Source organism: Enterococcus sp. E4-223, from assembly GCF_035727065.1.
GTDB lineage: Bacteria > Bacillota > Bacilli > Lactobacillales > Enterococcaceae > Enterococcus_B > Enterococcus_B faecium.
The window spans coordinates 152,429-168,436 of record NZ_JAPMLH010000006.1; the positions used below are offsets into that span (position 1 = coordinate 152,429).

Annotated in this window: 17 protein-coding genes; 13 read left to right on the plus strand and 4 right to left on the minus strand. The window is 37.3% G+C overall.

The window, feature by feature from the left end:
• Positions 1-53 precede the first annotated feature (53 nt).
• Positions 54-407: a hypothetical protein gene (locus OS139_RS09750; RefSeq protein ID WP_002306073.1), complete on the minus strand. Its 354-nt coding sequence runs from the start codon at positions 405-407 to the stop codon at positions 54-56.
• Between the two features lie 1,077 nt (positions 408-1,484).
• Between OS139_RS09750 and OS139_RS09755 the strand changes: the two genes are divergently transcribed.
• The 5 genes from OS139_RS09755 to OS139_RS09775 all read left to right on the plus strand — a co-directional run bounded on the left by OS139_RS09755 (position 1,485) and on the right by OS139_RS09775 (position 4,573).
• Positions 1,485-1,706, plus strand: a complete 222-nt coding sequence (locus tag OS139_RS09755; protein WP_016628078.1) for a CAT RNA binding domain-containing protein — start codon at positions 1,485-1,487, stop codon at positions 1,704-1,706.
• 94 nt (positions 1,707-1,800) lie between these two features.
• The gene (locus OS139_RS09760) at positions 1,801-2,250 is read left to right on the plus strand and encodes a PTS sugar transporter subunit IIA (protein WP_002331631.1); all 450 of its coding nucleotides are present in this window, start codon (positions 1,801-1,803) and stop codon (positions 2,248-2,250) included.
• A gap of 15 nt (positions 2,251-2,265) precedes the next feature.
• Complete coding sequence (locus OS139_RS09765; RefSeq protein WP_002331630.1) at positions 2,266-3,135, plus strand: ketose-bisphosphate aldolase; 870 nt, start codon at positions 2,266-2,268, stop codon at positions 3,133-3,135.
• 12 nt (positions 3,136-3,147) lie between these two features.
• The gene (locus OS139_RS09770) at positions 3,148-3,474 is read left to right on the plus strand and encodes a PTS fructose transporter subunit IIB (protein WP_002331629.1); all 327 of its coding nucleotides are present in this window, start codon (positions 3,148-3,150) and stop codon (positions 3,472-3,474) included.
• Position 3,475: 1 nt separating this feature from the next.
• Positions 3,476-4,573: a PTS fructose transporter subunit IIC gene (locus OS139_RS09775; protein WP_002331628.1), complete on the plus strand. Its 1,098-nt coding sequence runs from the start codon at positions 3,476-3,478 to the stop codon at positions 4,571-4,573.
• Positions 4,574-4,970: 397 nt separating this feature from the next.
• Here OS139_RS09775 and OS139_RS09780 read toward each other — a convergent pair whose 3' ends face one another.
• A complete protein-coding gene (locus tag OS139_RS09780) occupies positions 4,971-5,180 on the minus strand; it encodes a hypothetical protein (RefSeq protein ID WP_016628075.1) in 210 nt (69 codons plus the stop codon).
• Between the two features lie 240 nt (positions 5,181-5,420).
• Between OS139_RS09780 and OS139_RS09785 the strand changes: the two genes are divergently transcribed.
• From OS139_RS09785 to OS139_RS09795, 3 genes are read left to right on the plus strand one after another with little or no spacing between them, the layout of a single operon-like run.
• Entirely contained in the window at positions 5,421-5,996 is a 576-nt protein-coding gene (locus tag OS139_RS09785; RefSeq protein WP_002293608.1) for a TIGR00730 family Rossman fold protein, read from the plus strand.
• Entirely contained in the window at positions 5,996-6,436 is a 441-nt protein-coding gene (locus tag OS139_RS09790) for a nucleoside 2-deoxyribosyltransferase (protein WP_002306079.1), read from the plus strand. Before OS139_RS09785 ends, OS139_RS09790 begins: the two co-directional genes overlap by 1 nt.
• A 15-nt stretch (positions 6,437-6,451) precedes the next feature.
• On the plus strand, positions 6,452-7,153 hold the full coding sequence (locus OS139_RS09795; protein WP_002293604.1) for a deoxynucleoside kinase: 702 nt from the start codon (positions 6,452-6,454) through the stop codon (positions 7,151-7,153).
• Between the two features lie 487 nt (positions 7,154-7,640).
• Here the strand turns inward: OS139_RS09795 and OS139_RS09800 are convergent, their stop codons facing one another.
• Entirely contained in the window at positions 7,641-8,066 is a 426-nt protein-coding gene (locus tag OS139_RS09800; protein ID WP_002293832.1) for a hypothetical protein, read from the minus strand.
• A 373-nt stretch (positions 8,067-8,439) separates the two neighbouring features.
• Here OS139_RS09800 and OS139_RS09805 point away from each other — a divergent pair, with 373 nt between their 5' ends.
• The 5 genes from OS139_RS09805 (at position 8,440) to OS139_RS09825 (ending at position 15,488) form a co-directional block, all read left to right on the plus strand.
• Positions 8,440-9,411 carry a LacI family DNA-binding transcriptional regulator gene (locus OS139_RS09805; protein ID WP_002331627.1) on the plus strand — a complete coding sequence of 324 codons (972 nt, stop codon included), beginning with the start codon at positions 8,440-8,442 and terminating at the stop codon, positions 9,409-9,411.
• 31 nt (positions 9,412-9,442) lie between these two features.
• A complete protein-coding gene (locus OS139_RS09810) occupies positions 9,443-10,840 on the plus strand; it encodes a glycoside hydrolase family 1 protein (protein ID WP_002306082.1) in 1,398 nt (465 codons plus the stop codon).
• Positions 10,841-10,998: 158 nt separating this feature from the next.
• Positions 10,999-11,622 carry a hypothetical protein gene (locus OS139_RS09815; RefSeq protein ID WP_002306084.1) on the plus strand — a complete coding sequence of 208 codons (624 nt, stop codon included), beginning with the start codon at positions 10,999-11,001 and terminating at the stop codon, positions 11,620-11,622.
• A gap of 747 nt (positions 11,623-12,369) precedes the next feature.
• A complete protein-coding gene (locus tag OS139_RS09820) occupies positions 12,370-14,463 on the plus strand; it encodes an LTA synthase family protein (RefSeq protein ID WP_325066893.1) in 2,094 nt (697 codons plus the stop codon).
• Between the two features lie 158 nt (positions 14,464-14,621).
• On the plus strand, positions 14,622-15,488 hold the full coding sequence (locus OS139_RS09825) for an Rgg/GadR/MutR family transcriptional regulator (RefSeq protein ID WP_002293329.1): 867 nt from the start codon (positions 14,622-14,624) through the stop codon (positions 15,486-15,488).
• A gap of 21 nt (positions 15,489-15,509) precedes the next feature.
• Here the strand turns inward: OS139_RS09825 and ndk are convergent, their stop codons facing one another.
• A complete protein-coding gene (ndk, locus tag OS139_RS09830) occupies positions 15,510-15,947 on the minus strand; it encodes a nucleoside-diphosphate kinase (protein ID WP_002293327.1) in 438 nt (145 codons plus the stop codon).
• Positions 15,948-16,008: the final 61 nt, after the last annotated feature.

Consider the following 16,008-nt stretch of genomic DNA (forward strand, 5'->3'; position numbering starts at 1 on the left):
ATATTCCCTAAAAATTAATAGCTGTTTGCTATGGTGGTAATAAACTCAAAGATCTATAACACAGGATCATTCAATTTGTAATGATTATATTTCGAAAAGGCTTCTATCTTATCGAAAATGCTATCTACGTCAGCTGTTGCTAAATCCTGATAAGGGATGGAAAGCCCATTTTTTTTGATCTCATCATTCATATAAGCTTGATCCATTTCATTGTACATAATCAAATCAGCTTGGGGAATATCAGTAGTAATATCGTAGCTAATGATTGAAAGGTCCCATTCGGGTTCAACTTTTATACGTAATTGTTCCTGAAGCTTCTTTGATCTACTCCAGATCATACCGGCTCCGCTACTCTTAAGAATTCCCCCTCTTGTGTTTACCGAATAAATCCATACCAGCTTTTTCATACCTTTCACTCCTTAATACTTTTATTGTGTCTATATAATATAAGTAATGTAGTATATACTTTAATACTCTTGAACTTGATAGTTATCTTCAGTTAGCAGAGAAGATCATTATCTGTTCGTTTAACCTAATCATAGACCACTCTTGGAAATAATCAAGTTGTTCGTATACCAGTATACTTTTTCAACATACTGAGTTGAGTACTGACTAGCTATAAATCACTAATTCTATAATTTCATTAACAATAGTAGCTTTAGGGAGCTTAAGACGTATCTCTTGAAGTTTCTTGCGAATAAATTTTTTATAAACTGTGAGGGGAGCTAACAAAATGGCTAAACACACGACACTTTTCTTTGTTTACGGTGTTTGCATAAGATTTGCATAAGAGGAGAAAAATTATTATGTAGCAAAAAAAGCAGGTCCTTATCAGTAGCGCTTTGACTTAAGGTGTAGCCAAGAATCAGGAAAAGGATTGGCTAAAAAAGTATGATCACCAGAAGTTTTGGATGAATGAAATGCCGTACCTCTCATCTTGAGACTGTTAGAAGAAAGAAAAAAAGAGAAGGAGCACTAGAAACAAGTGTATTTCGTGAATGGATCGTAAAAGAATAAGAAATATTGTTTTTACAAAAACCTGACCGAAAAACAGTACACATTTTCGTATTTTTTCGTTTTTTCTTGACTACTGATGGCGCTATCAGTATCATAAATGGCAGATAGACACAGCCAAATAAAAAAGGCACCTCTGCTTCTAGTGGCAGCTAGAAGCAGAGACCTTGAAAAGTCATCACACGTGACCGTCCAAGTTTGCCATAGTCAATGTAAATACATCAACCTTGTTTATTGTATCGAATCTAAAAGGAGAAATCTACCCTTTAGAGGAGAAATTTTAACAAAATGTATGCGTTTTATTTGCTGAGCAAAAGGTATTGGACGTTTGTGTTCAATACCTTTTTTGTCTGAACATACACCTGAAGATAAAACTGCTCTGTTCGAAGATCTCTTGTGCTTTTAATAGAGCTATAGCCAGCAGAATCGGTCAGTGTAAAAAGATGTTTTTTCGTCAAAGGAACTAGCCTTTGCGTATCTTATTATGGAAGCAGATTTTATTTGGCTGTTTTCTATCGCTGAAAGGAGAGGAGCAACCGATGCAAGTGATCGCTATTTTAAATCACAATGCTATCATTGCGAAATCAGAGGAAGGGGAGTGGGTGTTGATCAAAAAAGGAATAGGCTTTGGACGCAAAATCGGGGATCCAATCAATGAAAGAGATGTGGAAAGTGTCTATCAAAAAATTTAAAAATCGGGGAGTCACTGTTCAACAGGCTTGACCCATTTCGCTTCAGCGGAATGCGTCAAGCCTGTTTTTTTGAAGGGAGGAAATACCGCTGGAATTGACTCAAGTCATTTATGAAGAGTTGCTGATCATTCAGTCAAAAGCACAAACGAAACGCCAAATCTTAAAAGAATTAACAAAACTTATGACAGATAAAGGCGTAATAACTGATACAGAAAGTTTCTTGGATGATGTCTATCAAAGAGAAGCAGAAGGAGCAACAGGAATCGGACAAGGGATTGCTATCCCTCATGGTAAATCACCAAGTGTCCAGCAGACAGTGATCGCAGCTGCTACTTTAGCGGATCCGATTCCATGGGAAACATTAGATGATCGTCCTGTAGAAATCGTGATTTTATTTGCTGTACAAGAAGGTGACAAAAATAAAGGGCATCTTCAGCTTTTGCAAAAGATTGCCGTACTTTTGGCAAGAGAGAGGTTTATCAAAGAACTGAAAAAAGCTGCTTCAATCGAGGAATTATATATATTATTGACACAAAATGACTAGGAGGAATAATGACTTATGTTAATAACAGGAAAAGAAATACTAGCCGTAGCGAAAGAGAGAAGCTTTGCCGTTCCTGCCTTTAATGCAGGTTCTGGGCAATTATTGAACGCAGTGATAGAAGCTTGTGAAGAAGCAGAATCTCCTGTTATGATTGCAATCCATCCAGAAGAACTGAAATTTTTGGCAGACAGTTTCATCGCTCAAGTGAAATATGCAGCTGAGCAGACAGATATTCCCGTATGTATCCATTTAGACCATGGTGATGAATTCAAACAAATTATTCATGCCATCCGCTTAGGTTTTACTTCTGTTATGATCGATGCATCCCATCAATCGTATGAAACAAATGTCATGTTATCTAAAAAAATAGTAGAAGCTGCTCACGCTGTTGGTATTTCTGTAGAGGCCGAGCTGGGGACGATCGGAGACACAGGTAATACTGTAGAAGGCGGTGTCAGCGAGATTATTTATACGGATCCGTTAACAGCACAAGCATTCATTGAGGAGACCGGAATCGACAGTTTAGCGATCGCTATTGGAACAGCCCACGGGATCTATCCTAAAGAACTCAAACCCAAGCTTCGCTTCGATATTTTAGAATCGATTCGATCATTGACTACTATTCCTTTAGTCCTTCATGGAGGATCAAGCAATCCAGATGAGGAGATTCGTCAGGCAGTAGAATTAGGAATAAATAAAATCAATATTTCCAGTGATATCAAAATGGCATTCGCAGAAAAACTCCGAGATATCTTGAACTCAGGAGATTTAGAGATACGTGAACCGAATATGCTGTTTCCGCCTTGTATGGAAGCTGCAAAACAGGTTGCTTTAGATAAAATTTATTTATTCCAATCAGATGGCAAAGCAAAATACTATATGTGAGGGGGCAACAAAATGAAGATCGTAGGAATCGCAGCTTGTACCGCGGGGATTGCACACACGTATATCGCAAAGGAAAAACTGCTTCAAGCAGCAGAGAGCCTTGGACATGAAATCTGGATTGAGACACAAGGTCTTGCTGGAACACAAGAGCCACTAGAGCAAAAGTGCATTGCTGCTGCAGATGTCGTGCTTATTGTAGCAGATATCAAGGTAAACGGAAAAGAGCGTTTTCGTGGAAAAAAAGTAGTCGAAGTACCAACTAGTTTAGTTGTCAAATCTCCGAGAAAGATGATCGAAAAATTAGAAGAGATGCTGAATGAAAGAATGGAAGGGGAATAAGATGGAGATACTGAAATCAATAGGCTTCAAAAAACATTTAATGACGGCGATCTCTTTCTTTTTACCTATCGTCGTCGCTTCCGGATTCTTGCTAGCTATTGGGAATATGATGGATGGAGTCACTATTGAATCATTCACAGATGGGTTTTCTTTTGCAGATACGATGACAACGATGGGAGGATATGGTTTAGGTTTATTACCAATGATTGTTTCCTGTGCCATTTCTTATTCAATAGCAGATAAGCCTGGTATTGCCCCTGGTTTGATTACTGGGATGACCGCTAGTGGGATTGGAGCGGGATTTTTAGGTGGAATGGTTGGCGGATATTTATCTGGATTAGTTGTTATTGGACTAACGGCAGGAATCAAAGTACCTAAATGGATGGATGGTCTAATGCCGACTCTGGTTTTACCATTTCTCAGTTCTTTCATTGGAGGATTGGTCATGTATTACGTGATAGGGACACCTATTAATTGGATTACAGAGATGGTTACAGGTTATCTAAGTAATTTAGATACTTCTTCGTTATTTTTATATGGTGCAGTAATTGGCGTATTATCATCAATCGATTACGGTGGAGCAATCAACAAAGTAGTATTTGCTTTTGTGTTTGCTTTGTTTTCAGAAGGAATCTATGAACCAATCACTGTATTGATTTTAGCTTCGATGGTAACCCCATTCGGCTTGACGATCGCTTATTTCTTAGGGAAAATCATTCGTAAAAATATATTCAATCGTCAAGAAATCGATACATTGAAGACCGCTTTTCCTATGGGGATCTGTCAGATCACAGAGGGATGTTTCCCTATCGTATTGAACGACTTGGCACGCAATGTCATAGCAACGGGAGTCGGTGGGGCAGTAGGTGGCGGATTAAGCATGCTTTGGGGCGCAGATAGCCGTATTCCGGCATCGGGAATGTTTGCAGTCGCTACGATGACCAGACCATGGGCATTCATTGGTGCATTGTTAGCTGGTTCTTTTGTCACAGGAATAACCATTTTATTATTGAAAAAAACAGTAGATCCGAATGCAGAAATCATCCAAGAAGAAAAAGAGGAAGAAGACATATCTTGGGATGATTTGACAATTAGTTAGGAGAGGCAGAATGGATTACAAGAAAAAAGTACAATAGATGTACCTTGAGGCAGGAATGGTATGAAAGAATCAGAGTTAGAAAGAATCGAATATACAGATTTTGGTTTAGGAGCGATCGAAACTGTCCAGAGCATCGGCACCCTCCTTGAAATGACGATGAAGGAAAAATGAGAACCTTTCGTTGTCGAAAAGGTCTGGTATACCTTATGTCGAAGGAAAGGAAACAAAAAAACTTTCCTGTACTATTCCAAAAAGGAAAGAAAGCTATTATACAGTAAAAAAAGAAATTATTCTTCATGCTAGAGATCAGTACACGATCGAGCCCAATATCAAACACTAGTTCCAGGCAGGCGCAACAGGTGCGGTTATCACTGAATTTTCTTCCAGCAGTGACGATTCAAGTGATATTTTTACAAATCCAGCTATTTATCGTTAACAAAAAGATTTTTAGGAGAAGCTGATGAACAAAAATGATCAAATTTTGATCGTTTAGTTCGTCGGCTTTTTTATTTAGAGAAACATCATTTATCAGTGAAACATAACACGAGAACAAAATGATTTTTTCGTTCATAAAAGAAACAAGTATTTGTTGTTTAAAATAATACACGTTATTGGCATATAGGACGAAATCCCAGTATCTCCTATAAGTAAGTCATTTCATATCGATGAAAACACGTTATTTATTTTTGTTTTATCTATAAAATAGCTGAAAAATGATTTTTTTATAAATACTATATATAGTGGTGTCTATCCTATATACCACTAAAAAACTACAAAATCTAGTCTTTTATTTTAAAAAAACACGTGTAGAATGAAGATAGACTTTTGAGTTAGGGAGTGTTTTTTTATGAAACTTACTGTTTTTTGCGGTTCCCGTTTTGGCAATAAAGAAAGTTACAAATTTATTGCGCAAACGTTAGGAAAATACATGGCACAAGAAGAAATCGAACTGGTTTACGGTGGTTCATACTCCGGGATTATGGGAGTGATTAGTAAAACAGTACTGGAAAATAACGGAAAAGTCACAGGTATCTATCCGAATGGGCTTTTTGAAACTGAATTGCCTGGAAAAGATGTTACTACATTTATTCCTACAGAAACGATTGATGAAAGAAAGGTATTATTATTTGAAAAGGGAGATGCTGTCCTCGTTTTCCCTGGAGGTCTAGGTACATTGGAGGAATTCTCACAACTTCTTTCTTGGATAGCAATCGGTCTGACGCCTGACAAGCCAATCGGAATATTGAATATTGGCGGTTATTACAGCGGCTTGCAACAATTATTAGAAACTTTTGCAAAAGAGGATTTTATGGATAAAAAATGGTTGGATCAAGTAATCTTTTCCAACAATCCATTGGAACTGGTCAATGAATTACGAGCAGTATCTATTAAAAATCAGTTATTATTGAAGGAGGCAAAATAATGAGTCAAATATATTTAGCAGGACCATTTTTTTCAGAGGAGCAAATCGATCGAGTAAGTCGTATCGAAAAAGCGTTGGAGGAAAACAAAACAGTCACAAGTTTCTACTCTCCACGTCATCACCAAGAAAGCAATTATGAACTATTCAGCGCTGGATGGGCGCAGGAAGTATACGAAAAAGATATGGAAGAACTGACAAATGCAGAATTTGTTGTTGCTATCCTTGACTTTGAGCATCAAACAATCGATCCAGGAACGGCTTACGAATTAGGTGTGGCAACTATGTTGAAAAAACCGATGATCATTGTACAAGAAGAAACGGTACCTACGAACTTGATGATTACACAAAGTCTCCATACGTATTTAAAATCAGACCAAGCTGTACGTGAATATGATTTTAAAACATTGCCTGTTGAAACTTACGTAGGCGAGTACTTATAGAAGAGGAAGGGTTGTATGTCAGTGATTTTGATTTCAGGAACGATTGGTGCAGGTAAGAGCAGTTTGACGGATATGCTTGCAAAAGAGATTGATTCTAAACCATTTTATGAAAATGTCGAAGATAACGAAGTATTGCCGCTCTTTTATTCAAATCCTGAGCAGTACGCTTTTTTATTGCAAATCTTCTTTTTGAACAAGCGATTTTTAGCAATGAAAAATGCTTTAGTGAACGATGACAATGTGCTAGACCGATCCATCTATGAAGATAGCCTGTTGTTCCATCTAAACGCTGATTTAGGTCGGGTAACGGATATCGAAGTACAGCAGTACGATAGCTTATTAGATACGATGCTAAACGAGTTAGATGATGTTGCTCCAAAAAAACGGCCTGATTTGATGGTCCATATCAAAGTTTCTTTGGACACGATGCTAGAACGTATCAAAAAACGTGGGCGTGATTATGAACAGCTAGAAAGCGATGAAACGTTATATACCTATTACGAGACGTTGAACACCCGCTATAATCAATGGTATGAAGATTTTGATGTATGTCCTAAAATACAAGTGGATGGGGATACATTCGATTTTGTAGAAAATCCAGAAGATGCAAAAAAGGTGATCCGTCAGATCCAAGAAAAATTAGCTGAATTGGAAGGAAAGCCTGCTGGAAAATATTTTACGGATAACCAGCATGCAAAAGGTCAAGAATTAGGCTAAAAATAAAAAACCAAACGACGGGAAAGAAAAATTACTACGTGATGTAGAATAAGCCTTTCTATCGTTTGGTTATTTTATATTCAAATATTTGAAATAAATAAATCTTTACTCTTTGATTTGTAAACTGAAATGATCCACTGTTTGTTTTACTGATGAAGCTTGATCAAAGGAAGAAGCTGAGTTTGAAGTTCATAAAAATCAGCCATAGTGAGTTTTGCTTGATTTTGTTTATCTTCTTCTACTTTTTACATAATTTTGAACAGGATAAGATTCAAATGTTTTAAATGAATCTTTGACTAGTTTGTGACAGTTGTCGCATATGCTCAAGCTTCCTTGGTCATTAAATTCTGTATGGATATTTTTGTTGTTATTACATGTACAATAATCAGGACTATCGATCATCCATTTCGTCTCCTTTACAATCATCTTGCTTCTTTACTATAGCAGAAAAGAAGGGGAGAAACAAAAGAAGATCCAACAGACGGCACTATAGACTGTAGATGTTGCCATCCTCATCCTTCAAACGGTAATTACCGATTTTTGTAAATATGACTGTTGTTTCTTTTTTATTTTCTTTTCCTGAAATAATATATTCGTCATCTTTGGTAGTAATCTTGATATCTGTCAGCACCGTTTTTTCTTCAGATGATTCAGAAGAATCAGTTCCTTGTGTCTGATACGTGCGTGTCCATTCCATTTTTTTATCTGTAAATGTCAACTGTCCCGCGGATAAATCCATATCTTTACGTACTTTTAGCGTATATACACTGTTGGTGATATCTGCTTTTTCCGCTTTTAAGACAGAAGAATCGGTTGTTTCGTCCGAGGATTGGTCAGAGCCGCCAAACAAATCACAGCCAGTCAATGTCAAAAGTCCCGCAGACAAAATAAATAGTACGATTAATTTCTTCAAAATACTTCCCCCATTTGATAGGATAAAGAAATTATACCATTGGAATGTAAAACTTCAAACGGATGGAAGAGAAAAACGCACAAAACACCCACAAATAGAGTAAATTTTAGAATAAAATTTTAAAAAGGCAAAAAATCCGCCACTTTCAGAAAGCGTTTTAAAAAAGTGTTGCAATCTTTTAAAAAAATGCTATATTAAAAATGAACCGGTTCAAATACTTGTTTAAGTATAATTAATAGTGAGAGGAAGTTGCTCTACTGAAGACTTTAGTTATATGGATATTGATGACAAGCAACACTATGCAAAGAATGCGGTCATCATAATCGAACAACAAGAAAGAGAAATCAAATGTAACTGGCAGGAGTGAGAATGTATGGCATCGATCCGTGACGTGGCTAAGATGGCTGGTGTTTCAGTGGGAACAGTTTCCCGTTACTTGAATGGTCAGCAACTGAAGGAAAAGAACATGAAAAAAATAGCAGAAGCGATTTCAGCGTTGGACTATAAAGAAAACATCATTGCTAAAGGGTTGAAGAATAATCGAAGCTTCTCTATTGGACTTTTGATAAACGGGATATCTAGCCGTTTTGGTTCGGAGGTTGTTTCAGGGATCGAAAGAGTAGCTGAAGAAAATGGGTATAGCTTATTATTAAGCGGGTTTGCCGATCAGCCAGAAAAAATCGAACAAAAAATCGAATACCTGATGAAGCATGCAATCGATGGGTTGATCGTCTTCTTATCCGAAGAAGAGTGGTCTGGATTTGAAATGCTCACAAAAATGAGTATTCCAGTTATCGCATTGAATTGTCCAGAAGGGCCAGCAGGTATTGATACAATATTAGTGAATGATCGAGAAAGTGTAGCAAAAGTGATCGCTCATCATGGTGAACAAGGACATAAAAAAATCGGATTTATTGCTGCCACTCAAACAGACTACGTAGCAAGAGAACGTTTAGCAGGAGCCAAAGAAGCGGTACAAAATGATCCATCGATCCAATTAGAGGTCTTTACAGGAGACTATTCTAGAAAAAGTGGCTATTATGGGGCAAAAGAATTATTAGAAAAAGGAGTAACAGCGATTTTTGTCAGCAATTATAATATGTCGATCGGTGCTATCGAATGTTTCAATCAAGAAGGTATCAGAATCGGGAAGGACATTGCGTTCAGTCATTATGATTATTTGGATAAAAACGATTTGAGCATCCTTCCGAAAATCACGATTACACCACCAACAGATAAAATCGGGGAACAAGCCGCAGAACAGCTGTTGAAACGAATCAAAAAAGAAGAGGAAGAAAATGAAAAAGTAATTGTGATGGAAAATATCATACATGGAATCAACTAAAACGAACTAAAAAAGAAAAAGAGGTGCTTTGATGAAAAAATATCAATTTCCAGCAAATTTTTGGTGGGGTTCTGCAGCAAGTGGCCCACAAACAGAAGGAAGGATTTCAGGTGATGGAAAAGGAGAGAACATTTTTGATTATTGGTACAAAAAAGAACCGCAAAAGTTCTTTGACCAAGTAGGACCTGAAAAAACTTCACAAGTTTATACGAAGTATCAAGAGGATGTACAGTTGATGAAACAGACTGGGCATAATTCATTTCGAACATCTATCCAATGGAGCCGTTTGATACCTGATGAATCTGGAACAATCAACGAAGAAGCCGTTCGTTTCTATCATCGTTATTTTGATGAGTTGATTGAAAACGGTATCGAACCCTTTGTGAATCTGTATCATTTCGATATGCCGATGTATCTGCAAGAAAAAGGCGGATGGTTGAACCGAGAAACGGTTGAAGCCTATGAAAAATATGCCAAAAGTTGTTTTGAATTGTTTGGTTCGAAAGTAAAAAAATGGTTTACTCATAATGAACCAATCGTTCCAGTCGAAGCAGGTTATTTATATCGATGGCATTATCCAGAAGAGTCAGATATGAAAAAAGCGATCCAAGTTGGCTATCATGAAGCGTTGGCTTCAGCGTTAGCCATCAAATCTTACCATGAAATGGAGCAAGGTGGTGTTATTGGTATCATCTTGAATCTGACACCAAGCTATCCAAGAGACGAATCAAACCCTGAAGATGTTAAAGCAGCGCAAATAGCAGATGCGTTCTTCAATCGTTCATTCCTTGATCCAGCTGTAAAAGGCGAGTTTCCAAGTGAATTGATTGAGATAGTAAAAGAACTTGATCTCATGCCTGTGATCCATCCAGAGGATTTGACGGTCATCAAAGAAAATACAGTAGATCTTTTAGGTATCAATTATTACCAGCCACGCCGGGTAAAAGCAAAAGAAACACCAATCGATACTAAAAACGGCCCAATGCCTGAGGATTATTTCGACAATTATGAAATGCCTGGTCGTAAAATGAATCCTTATCGCGGATGGGAGATCTATGAACAAGGAATCTATGATATTTTGATCAATGTACGAGATCATTATGGAAATATCGACTGCTTTATTTCTGAAAACGGTATGGGTGTAGAAAACGAAGCACGATTTATCAAAGAAGATGGCATGATCCACGATGATTATCGGATCGAATTTGTTCAATCTCATCTGAAATATGTCCATCAAGCCATTCAAGAAGGTGCCAATTGTTTAGGTTATCATATGTGGACATGCATGGATAACTGGTCGTGGACCAATGCCTATAAGAATCGTTACGGTTTTATTTCAGTAGATTTAGCACAAGATGGAAAAAGAACGATCAAGAAATCGGGTCATTGGTTCAAAGACGTATCAGATAAAAACGGATTTGAGGCTTAAGAAAGAATAGTTGAGAGCAAATGCGTGAAATTCTCCATTCTTACCATTTTGTGAAAAAGAAGTTCAATTATTTACGATCTTTTTCAACTTTTTTGTCTTTCTATTTCATTTTTTGTATATAATAGAATAGTCAAAATTAAATAGGAGTGGAGGAAAGCATGAGGAAAAAAAGACCGTTTCTTCTCTTTTGGTTATTCGGTTTTTTCTTACTGCTTATTTTATCCGCAGCATTTTCAGGAAAAATGACAGCAGATCTTGCTCAGAAAGAAACAGAAAAAATCGTAGCAAGCAAAGAATCAGTAGATAATTTCAAAAAAGAATTCTCAACTTATTGGTGGGCGGAATATAAATTAACTGCCAATTACGAAAAAGGTGAATTGGATATCTATTTGCCGAAAGGAAAAGAAGAAAATCAATTTATCAATATCGATGACGTACTTAGTGCGATTTCTCTCAGACAATATCAATTCAAAGACAAACATTTGACCGTTTTGCTTTTGACTCATGATGGCGACAAGGTAGCTCGTTTGAAAAATGGAAAAGTGGTCACAGCTTATTCTGAAAAAGTGGACAAAAAAGTGGTGGCCGATCGATTAGCGGAATGGAAAAAGACCAATGAACAAGTCAAGAAAACAACAGATTCTTCTCAAAAAAACGAATCGACAGGAACAAGCCCTTCAGATTCTGGCAGTGGGCAAACGATAACGGGAAATGAAGAAAATCAAGCCTCAATTATTACGAATGAGTCATCAGAAGGACAATATCAAACTTATGGACAATGAAAAACAGAGGTTGTGAAATCAGCGTTTTGACCTGTGTATTAGAGAAACAAACGGCAAAATAGTTCCTCATATTTTGCCGTTTGTTTCTCTAATACACAGGTCAGCTGATTGAACACCGTGTATCAAGAGGTCTTGAGCCTGCCGTTTAACTCTGAGCCACAAGGAGCAATTTCAAAAAATAGCTCCTTATATTTTTCGTTTGGTTGGGCTTATTACCGCAGATGCAAGCTTTTGAACACCGTTTACCAAGAGGTTGTAAAATTAGCGTCCTGACATAATCTAATACCGAGGGTCAGCTGATTGAACACCGTGTATCAAGAGGTCTTGAGCCTGCCGTTTAACTCTGAGTGACAAGGAACAATTTCAAAAAACAGCTTCTCATGTTTTATAAATATTGTGACTTGTGGCCGAGGAGTTGGCAGGAGAACACCGTTTAAAGAAGAAGTTGTGAAAAAGCTGTCCTGCATCAAGAAATAAGGAGCTGCGACAAGAATTTTGTCACAGCCTCTTTTTTTGTACGAATACCGAGAAACTGGCTTTTGAATACCGTGGAGTGAAGCGGTCACCACAAGACTTTTATCTCTTCATTAGTTTAATCGCTTACATCGCAGCGGTTTTATGCTGTGAAAAGTGCACGGAATAATCTTTAGAAAGAATAAAAAAATCTTAAGATAACAACTTTTTTAGGGAATTTTCATTTTTCAGGAGCAAAATAAGGAAAAATGTGAATAGAGAGAAGTGATATACGTGACACAACTTAAAAAATTGTGCCAAAATCGTTTAGCAATCGTTTTGACAGCTGTTTTCTTTTTCTGGATGAAGACGATTATTGCTTACTATGCAGATTTTTCATTAGGTGTGGAAGGTACGATCCAGTACTTTATCTTGTGGATCAACCCAATTGCGACTACCTTATTGTTTTTTGGCCTTTCTTTGTATATTAAAAAGCCAAAGTCAGCATTAGCCATTCTTTTGATCATTGATATTTTAAACACGCTTTTGTTGTACTTGAACATTATTTTTTATCGGGAATTCACAGATTTCATTACAGTCAAATCTGTATTGGGATTTTCGAAAGTGTCGCAAGGGTTATCAGGAAGCTCCTTTTCTTTGATGAAACCCCATGATGTCCTCTACTGGCTGGATATCGCTACGTTCATTGGGCTACTGGTTTGGTTGACGATCAAGAAAATACCTATCAAAAGTCAACCTGTCAGCAAACCGATGGCTATCGCTGTGACCTGTCTTTCAGGGCTTATTTTTTCAGGAAATCTAGCGCTGAGCGAAGCCAACCGTCCACAATTGCTGCAGCGAACATTTGACCGTTCATATATTGTCAAATATCTAGGAATCGATGCGTATACTATTTATGACGGAATCAAAACAGGAATGACTAGCAGTGTTCGCGCGCATGCAAGCAGTAATGGGATTGATGAAGTTTTAGATTATACAAAGAAACATTATGCAGAGCCAAATCCCGAAACATTTGGGATCGCTAAAGGGAAAAATGTGATCGTTCTCCATTTAGAAAGTTTCCAGCAGTTTTTGATTAATATGAAGGTAGACGGACAAGAAGTCACACCGTTTTTAAATAGTATTTTCCAGAATCAAGCAACGATCAGCTTTGACAATTTCTTTCATGAAGTAGGACAGGGAAAGACAAGTGATGCTGAAAATATGTTGGAAACTGGCACATTTGGTTTACCTCAAGGCTCATTATTCACAGAGCTTGGGTCAGACAATGTCTTTCAAGCCGCACCAGCGATCCTTGGACAAAAGCAAGGCTATACAAGCGCTGTTTTCCATGGGAATGTAGCTAGTTTTTGGAATAGAGATCATGTATATAAAAACTTAGGTTATGACAATTTCTTTGATCGATCTTATTTTGATGAATCAGATGAAACGCTAGGTTATGGAATATTAGATAAAGATTTATTCAGTGAATCTGCCCAATATCTTGAACATCTACAACAGCCGTTCTACACGAAATTCCTTTCCGTAACCAATCACACGCCTTATTATACGGATGATAAGAATTTCGATTTTCCATCTTTGAACACTGGAAATAGCACAGTAGATAACTATGTTCGAACGGCACATTATTTGGATCAGTCATTGGAACAATTTTTTACGTACCTGAAAAAATCCGGTATTTACCAAAATTCGATCTTTGTGATTTATGGGGATCATTTTGGCATCTCAAATACAGATAATAAAGACTTAGCAAGTGCTCTTGGAAAAGACCCAGATACATGGAATGAATTTGACAACGCACAAATGCAGCGTGTGCCATTGATGATCCATATGCCTGGTTATACTAAAGGGTCAGTCAATCACGAATACGGTGGAGAAATCGATGTTTTGCCGACATTACTTCATCTCTTGGGAATCGATGATAAAGACTATCTCCATTTTGGTACGGATTTATTATCTCCTCAGCATGATCAAGTAGTGGCTTTTCGAAATGGGAACTTCGTGACACCCAAATACACCGTCTTAGGAAGAAAAGTTTACAATAACCAAACAGGAGAAATCATCGATACGAAAGCAGCAGGAATCGACGAGGAAATCTCCAAAGATCAGGAAAAAGTCAAGACTGCGTTAAGTCTTTCAGATAAGCTGAATCAGGAAAATCTCTTGCGGTTTTATGTGCCAAACGGATTTGAGATGATTGATCCGAAAAAATATGACTATAAAAATGAAGCGGAACGTAATGAAGCAATCGAAAAGCAAAAAGGCGAACATTCGACAAGTGTCTTTTCAAAAAATGGTAATAAAACAACAACCAACTTATATCCAGTAACAAGAACAGACGTTGAACAGCAAAAAAATAATCAATAAACAATCAAACCAACCTTCAGTAGTTAGACAACATTCTAATGCTTGAAGGTTGGTATTTTTTATGAAAAAACATTTTTTTATTTTTTTCGTGTATTTTTCCTTTTTAACGTATCTATTTATTGAATGTGGAAAAATTTAAATTAAAAAGGAGAACTATTATGTATGATGGTGAATTGATTAAGAAACTTCGAGTCAACAAGAAGTTGACACAGTCCCAATTAGCGGAAGGAATCTGTTCTAAGACTTCTCTAGTCGGGATTGAGACAAATTCAGTGAAAAAAATGTCATTTGTAACATTGAGATCATTTTTAGAGCGAATGAACATGACACTTGCAGAATATGAATGGATGCGAAACCAGCTGGATGAACCAATAAAGTTAAAGAAAAAAAGACGAATGCTAGATCGGGTACAAGAAGACAGCTTTGATCCTTATAAAGAGATCAGCAATAACCGTAGGCATTTTAAGAAAACAGAAGATCTGTATTATTTGGTTTTGAATCTTCACATGGTCGAAAAAACAGAAGTATCTGAGACAGAATTTGAATTTTTACGTTATGAATGCCGAATCATTGAAGAATACTTGATGCAGATACCAGACTATGGTCAATTTGAACTATCTATTCTAGCTGATTTTCCTTGGATATTCAGTGATCGGTTCATTGAGAACAATTATTTGAAAATCAAAAAAAGAATGCGACGATTAGCACAGTTGAACAATCATGAGCAGTATCTCTTTACTTTTTTAATGAACCTGACTTCGTTTTATATAGAAAATGGTCGGTTGAAAAAGGCACGTAGTGTGAATGAAGATATGAAACGGAGCTTAGCACATAAAGAAAGAAGTACAGTGATCTATGAAACATTGATGGCAGATTATTATCAAAGATTGATTTCTGCTGCTTTAGGGGAAGAAAAGACGAAAGACTACCAAGAATTCTTCACAGTGCTCGAATATATGTTAGGAAAGAATCAACGGAGGTCCTTAGAGAAAAAACTGCTGGCCATTGCTGAACCCAGCAACTAGACCAGCAGTTTAGAATTTGTATCACTTCGCCGCTTTTTCAGACGGTTTGTTTATATCGAATGGCGGGAAAAAGCGGGCGATCTCTTTTACCGCAGCATCACGGGAATCAGAAGCGTGAATGATGTTTTCAGTCCCCGGCAGCGCGTAGTCTCCTCGGATCGTACCTGGAACAGCATCGGCAGCTTTTGTTGCCCCAACCATCTTACGGACGATATCGATCACTTCCTCGCCGACCAGCACAAGATAAACGACAGGACCGGAAGTCATGTAATCGATCAGTTCATCAAAAAAACTGCGCTCAGTCAAGTGCTGATAATGTTCTTTTGCTAATTCAGGAGTCATAGTTTCAAACTTCATTTCAGCAATGGCCAGTCCCTTTGCTTCAAAACGTTGAATGATGCTTCCGACTAAATGGCGTCTCACGCCGTCTGGCTTGATAATAACAAGTGTTCTTTCCATAACAGCACCTCGTTTCCTACTATATTTCTATTATAGCGGGAGGTGGAAAATGAGACAAATA

What these genes read in the sequence shown, in the direction of transcription:
- OS139_RS09750 (WP_002306073.1), bottom strand. Translation starts at nt 407, where the DNA reads ATGAAAAAGCTGGTATGGATTTATTCGGTAAACACAAGAGGGGGAATT.
- OS139_RS09765 (WP_002331630.1), top strand. Translation starts at nt 2,266, where the DNA reads ATGTTAATAACAGGAAAAGAAATACTAGCCGTAGCGAAAGAGAGAAGC.
- OS139_RS09770 (WP_002331629.1), top strand. Translation starts at nt 3,148, where the DNA reads ATGAAGATCGTAGGAATCGCAGCTTGTACCGCGGGGATTGCACACACG.
- OS139_RS09775 (WP_002331628.1), top strand. Translation starts at nt 3,476, where the DNA reads ATGGAGATACTGAAATCAATAGGCTTCAAAAAACATTTAATGACGGCG.
- OS139_RS09785 (WP_002293608.1), top strand. Translation starts at nt 5,421, where the DNA reads ATGAAACTTACTGTTTTTTGCGGTTCCCGTTTTGGCAATAAAGAAAGT.
- OS139_RS09790 (WP_002306079.1), top strand. Translation starts at nt 5,996, where the DNA reads ATGAGTCAAATATATTTAGCAGGACCATTTTTTTCAGAGGAGCAAATC.
- OS139_RS09795 (WP_002293604.1), top strand. Translation starts at nt 6,452, where the DNA reads ATGTCAGTGATTTTGATTTCAGGAACGATTGGTGCAGGTAAGAGCAGT.
- OS139_RS09805 (WP_002331627.1), top strand. Translation starts at nt 8,440, where the DNA reads ATGGCATCGATCCGTGACGTGGCTAAGATGGCTGGTGTTTCAGTGGGA.
- OS139_RS09810 (WP_002306082.1), top strand. Translation starts at nt 9,443, where the DNA reads ATGAAAAAATATCAATTTCCAGCAAATTTTTGGTGGGGTTCTGCAGCA.
- OS139_RS09815 (WP_002306084.1), top strand. Translation starts at nt 10,999, where the DNA reads ATGAGGAAAAAAAGACCGTTTCTTCTCTTTTGGTTATTCGGTTTTTTC.
- OS139_RS09825 (WP_002293329.1), top strand. Translation starts at nt 14,622, where the DNA reads ATGTATGATGGTGAATTGATTAAGAAACTTCGAGTCAACAAGAAGTTG.
- ndk (WP_002293327.1), bottom strand. Translation starts at nt 15,947, where the DNA reads ATGGAAAGAACACTTGTTATTATCAAGCCAGACGGCGTGAGACGCCAT.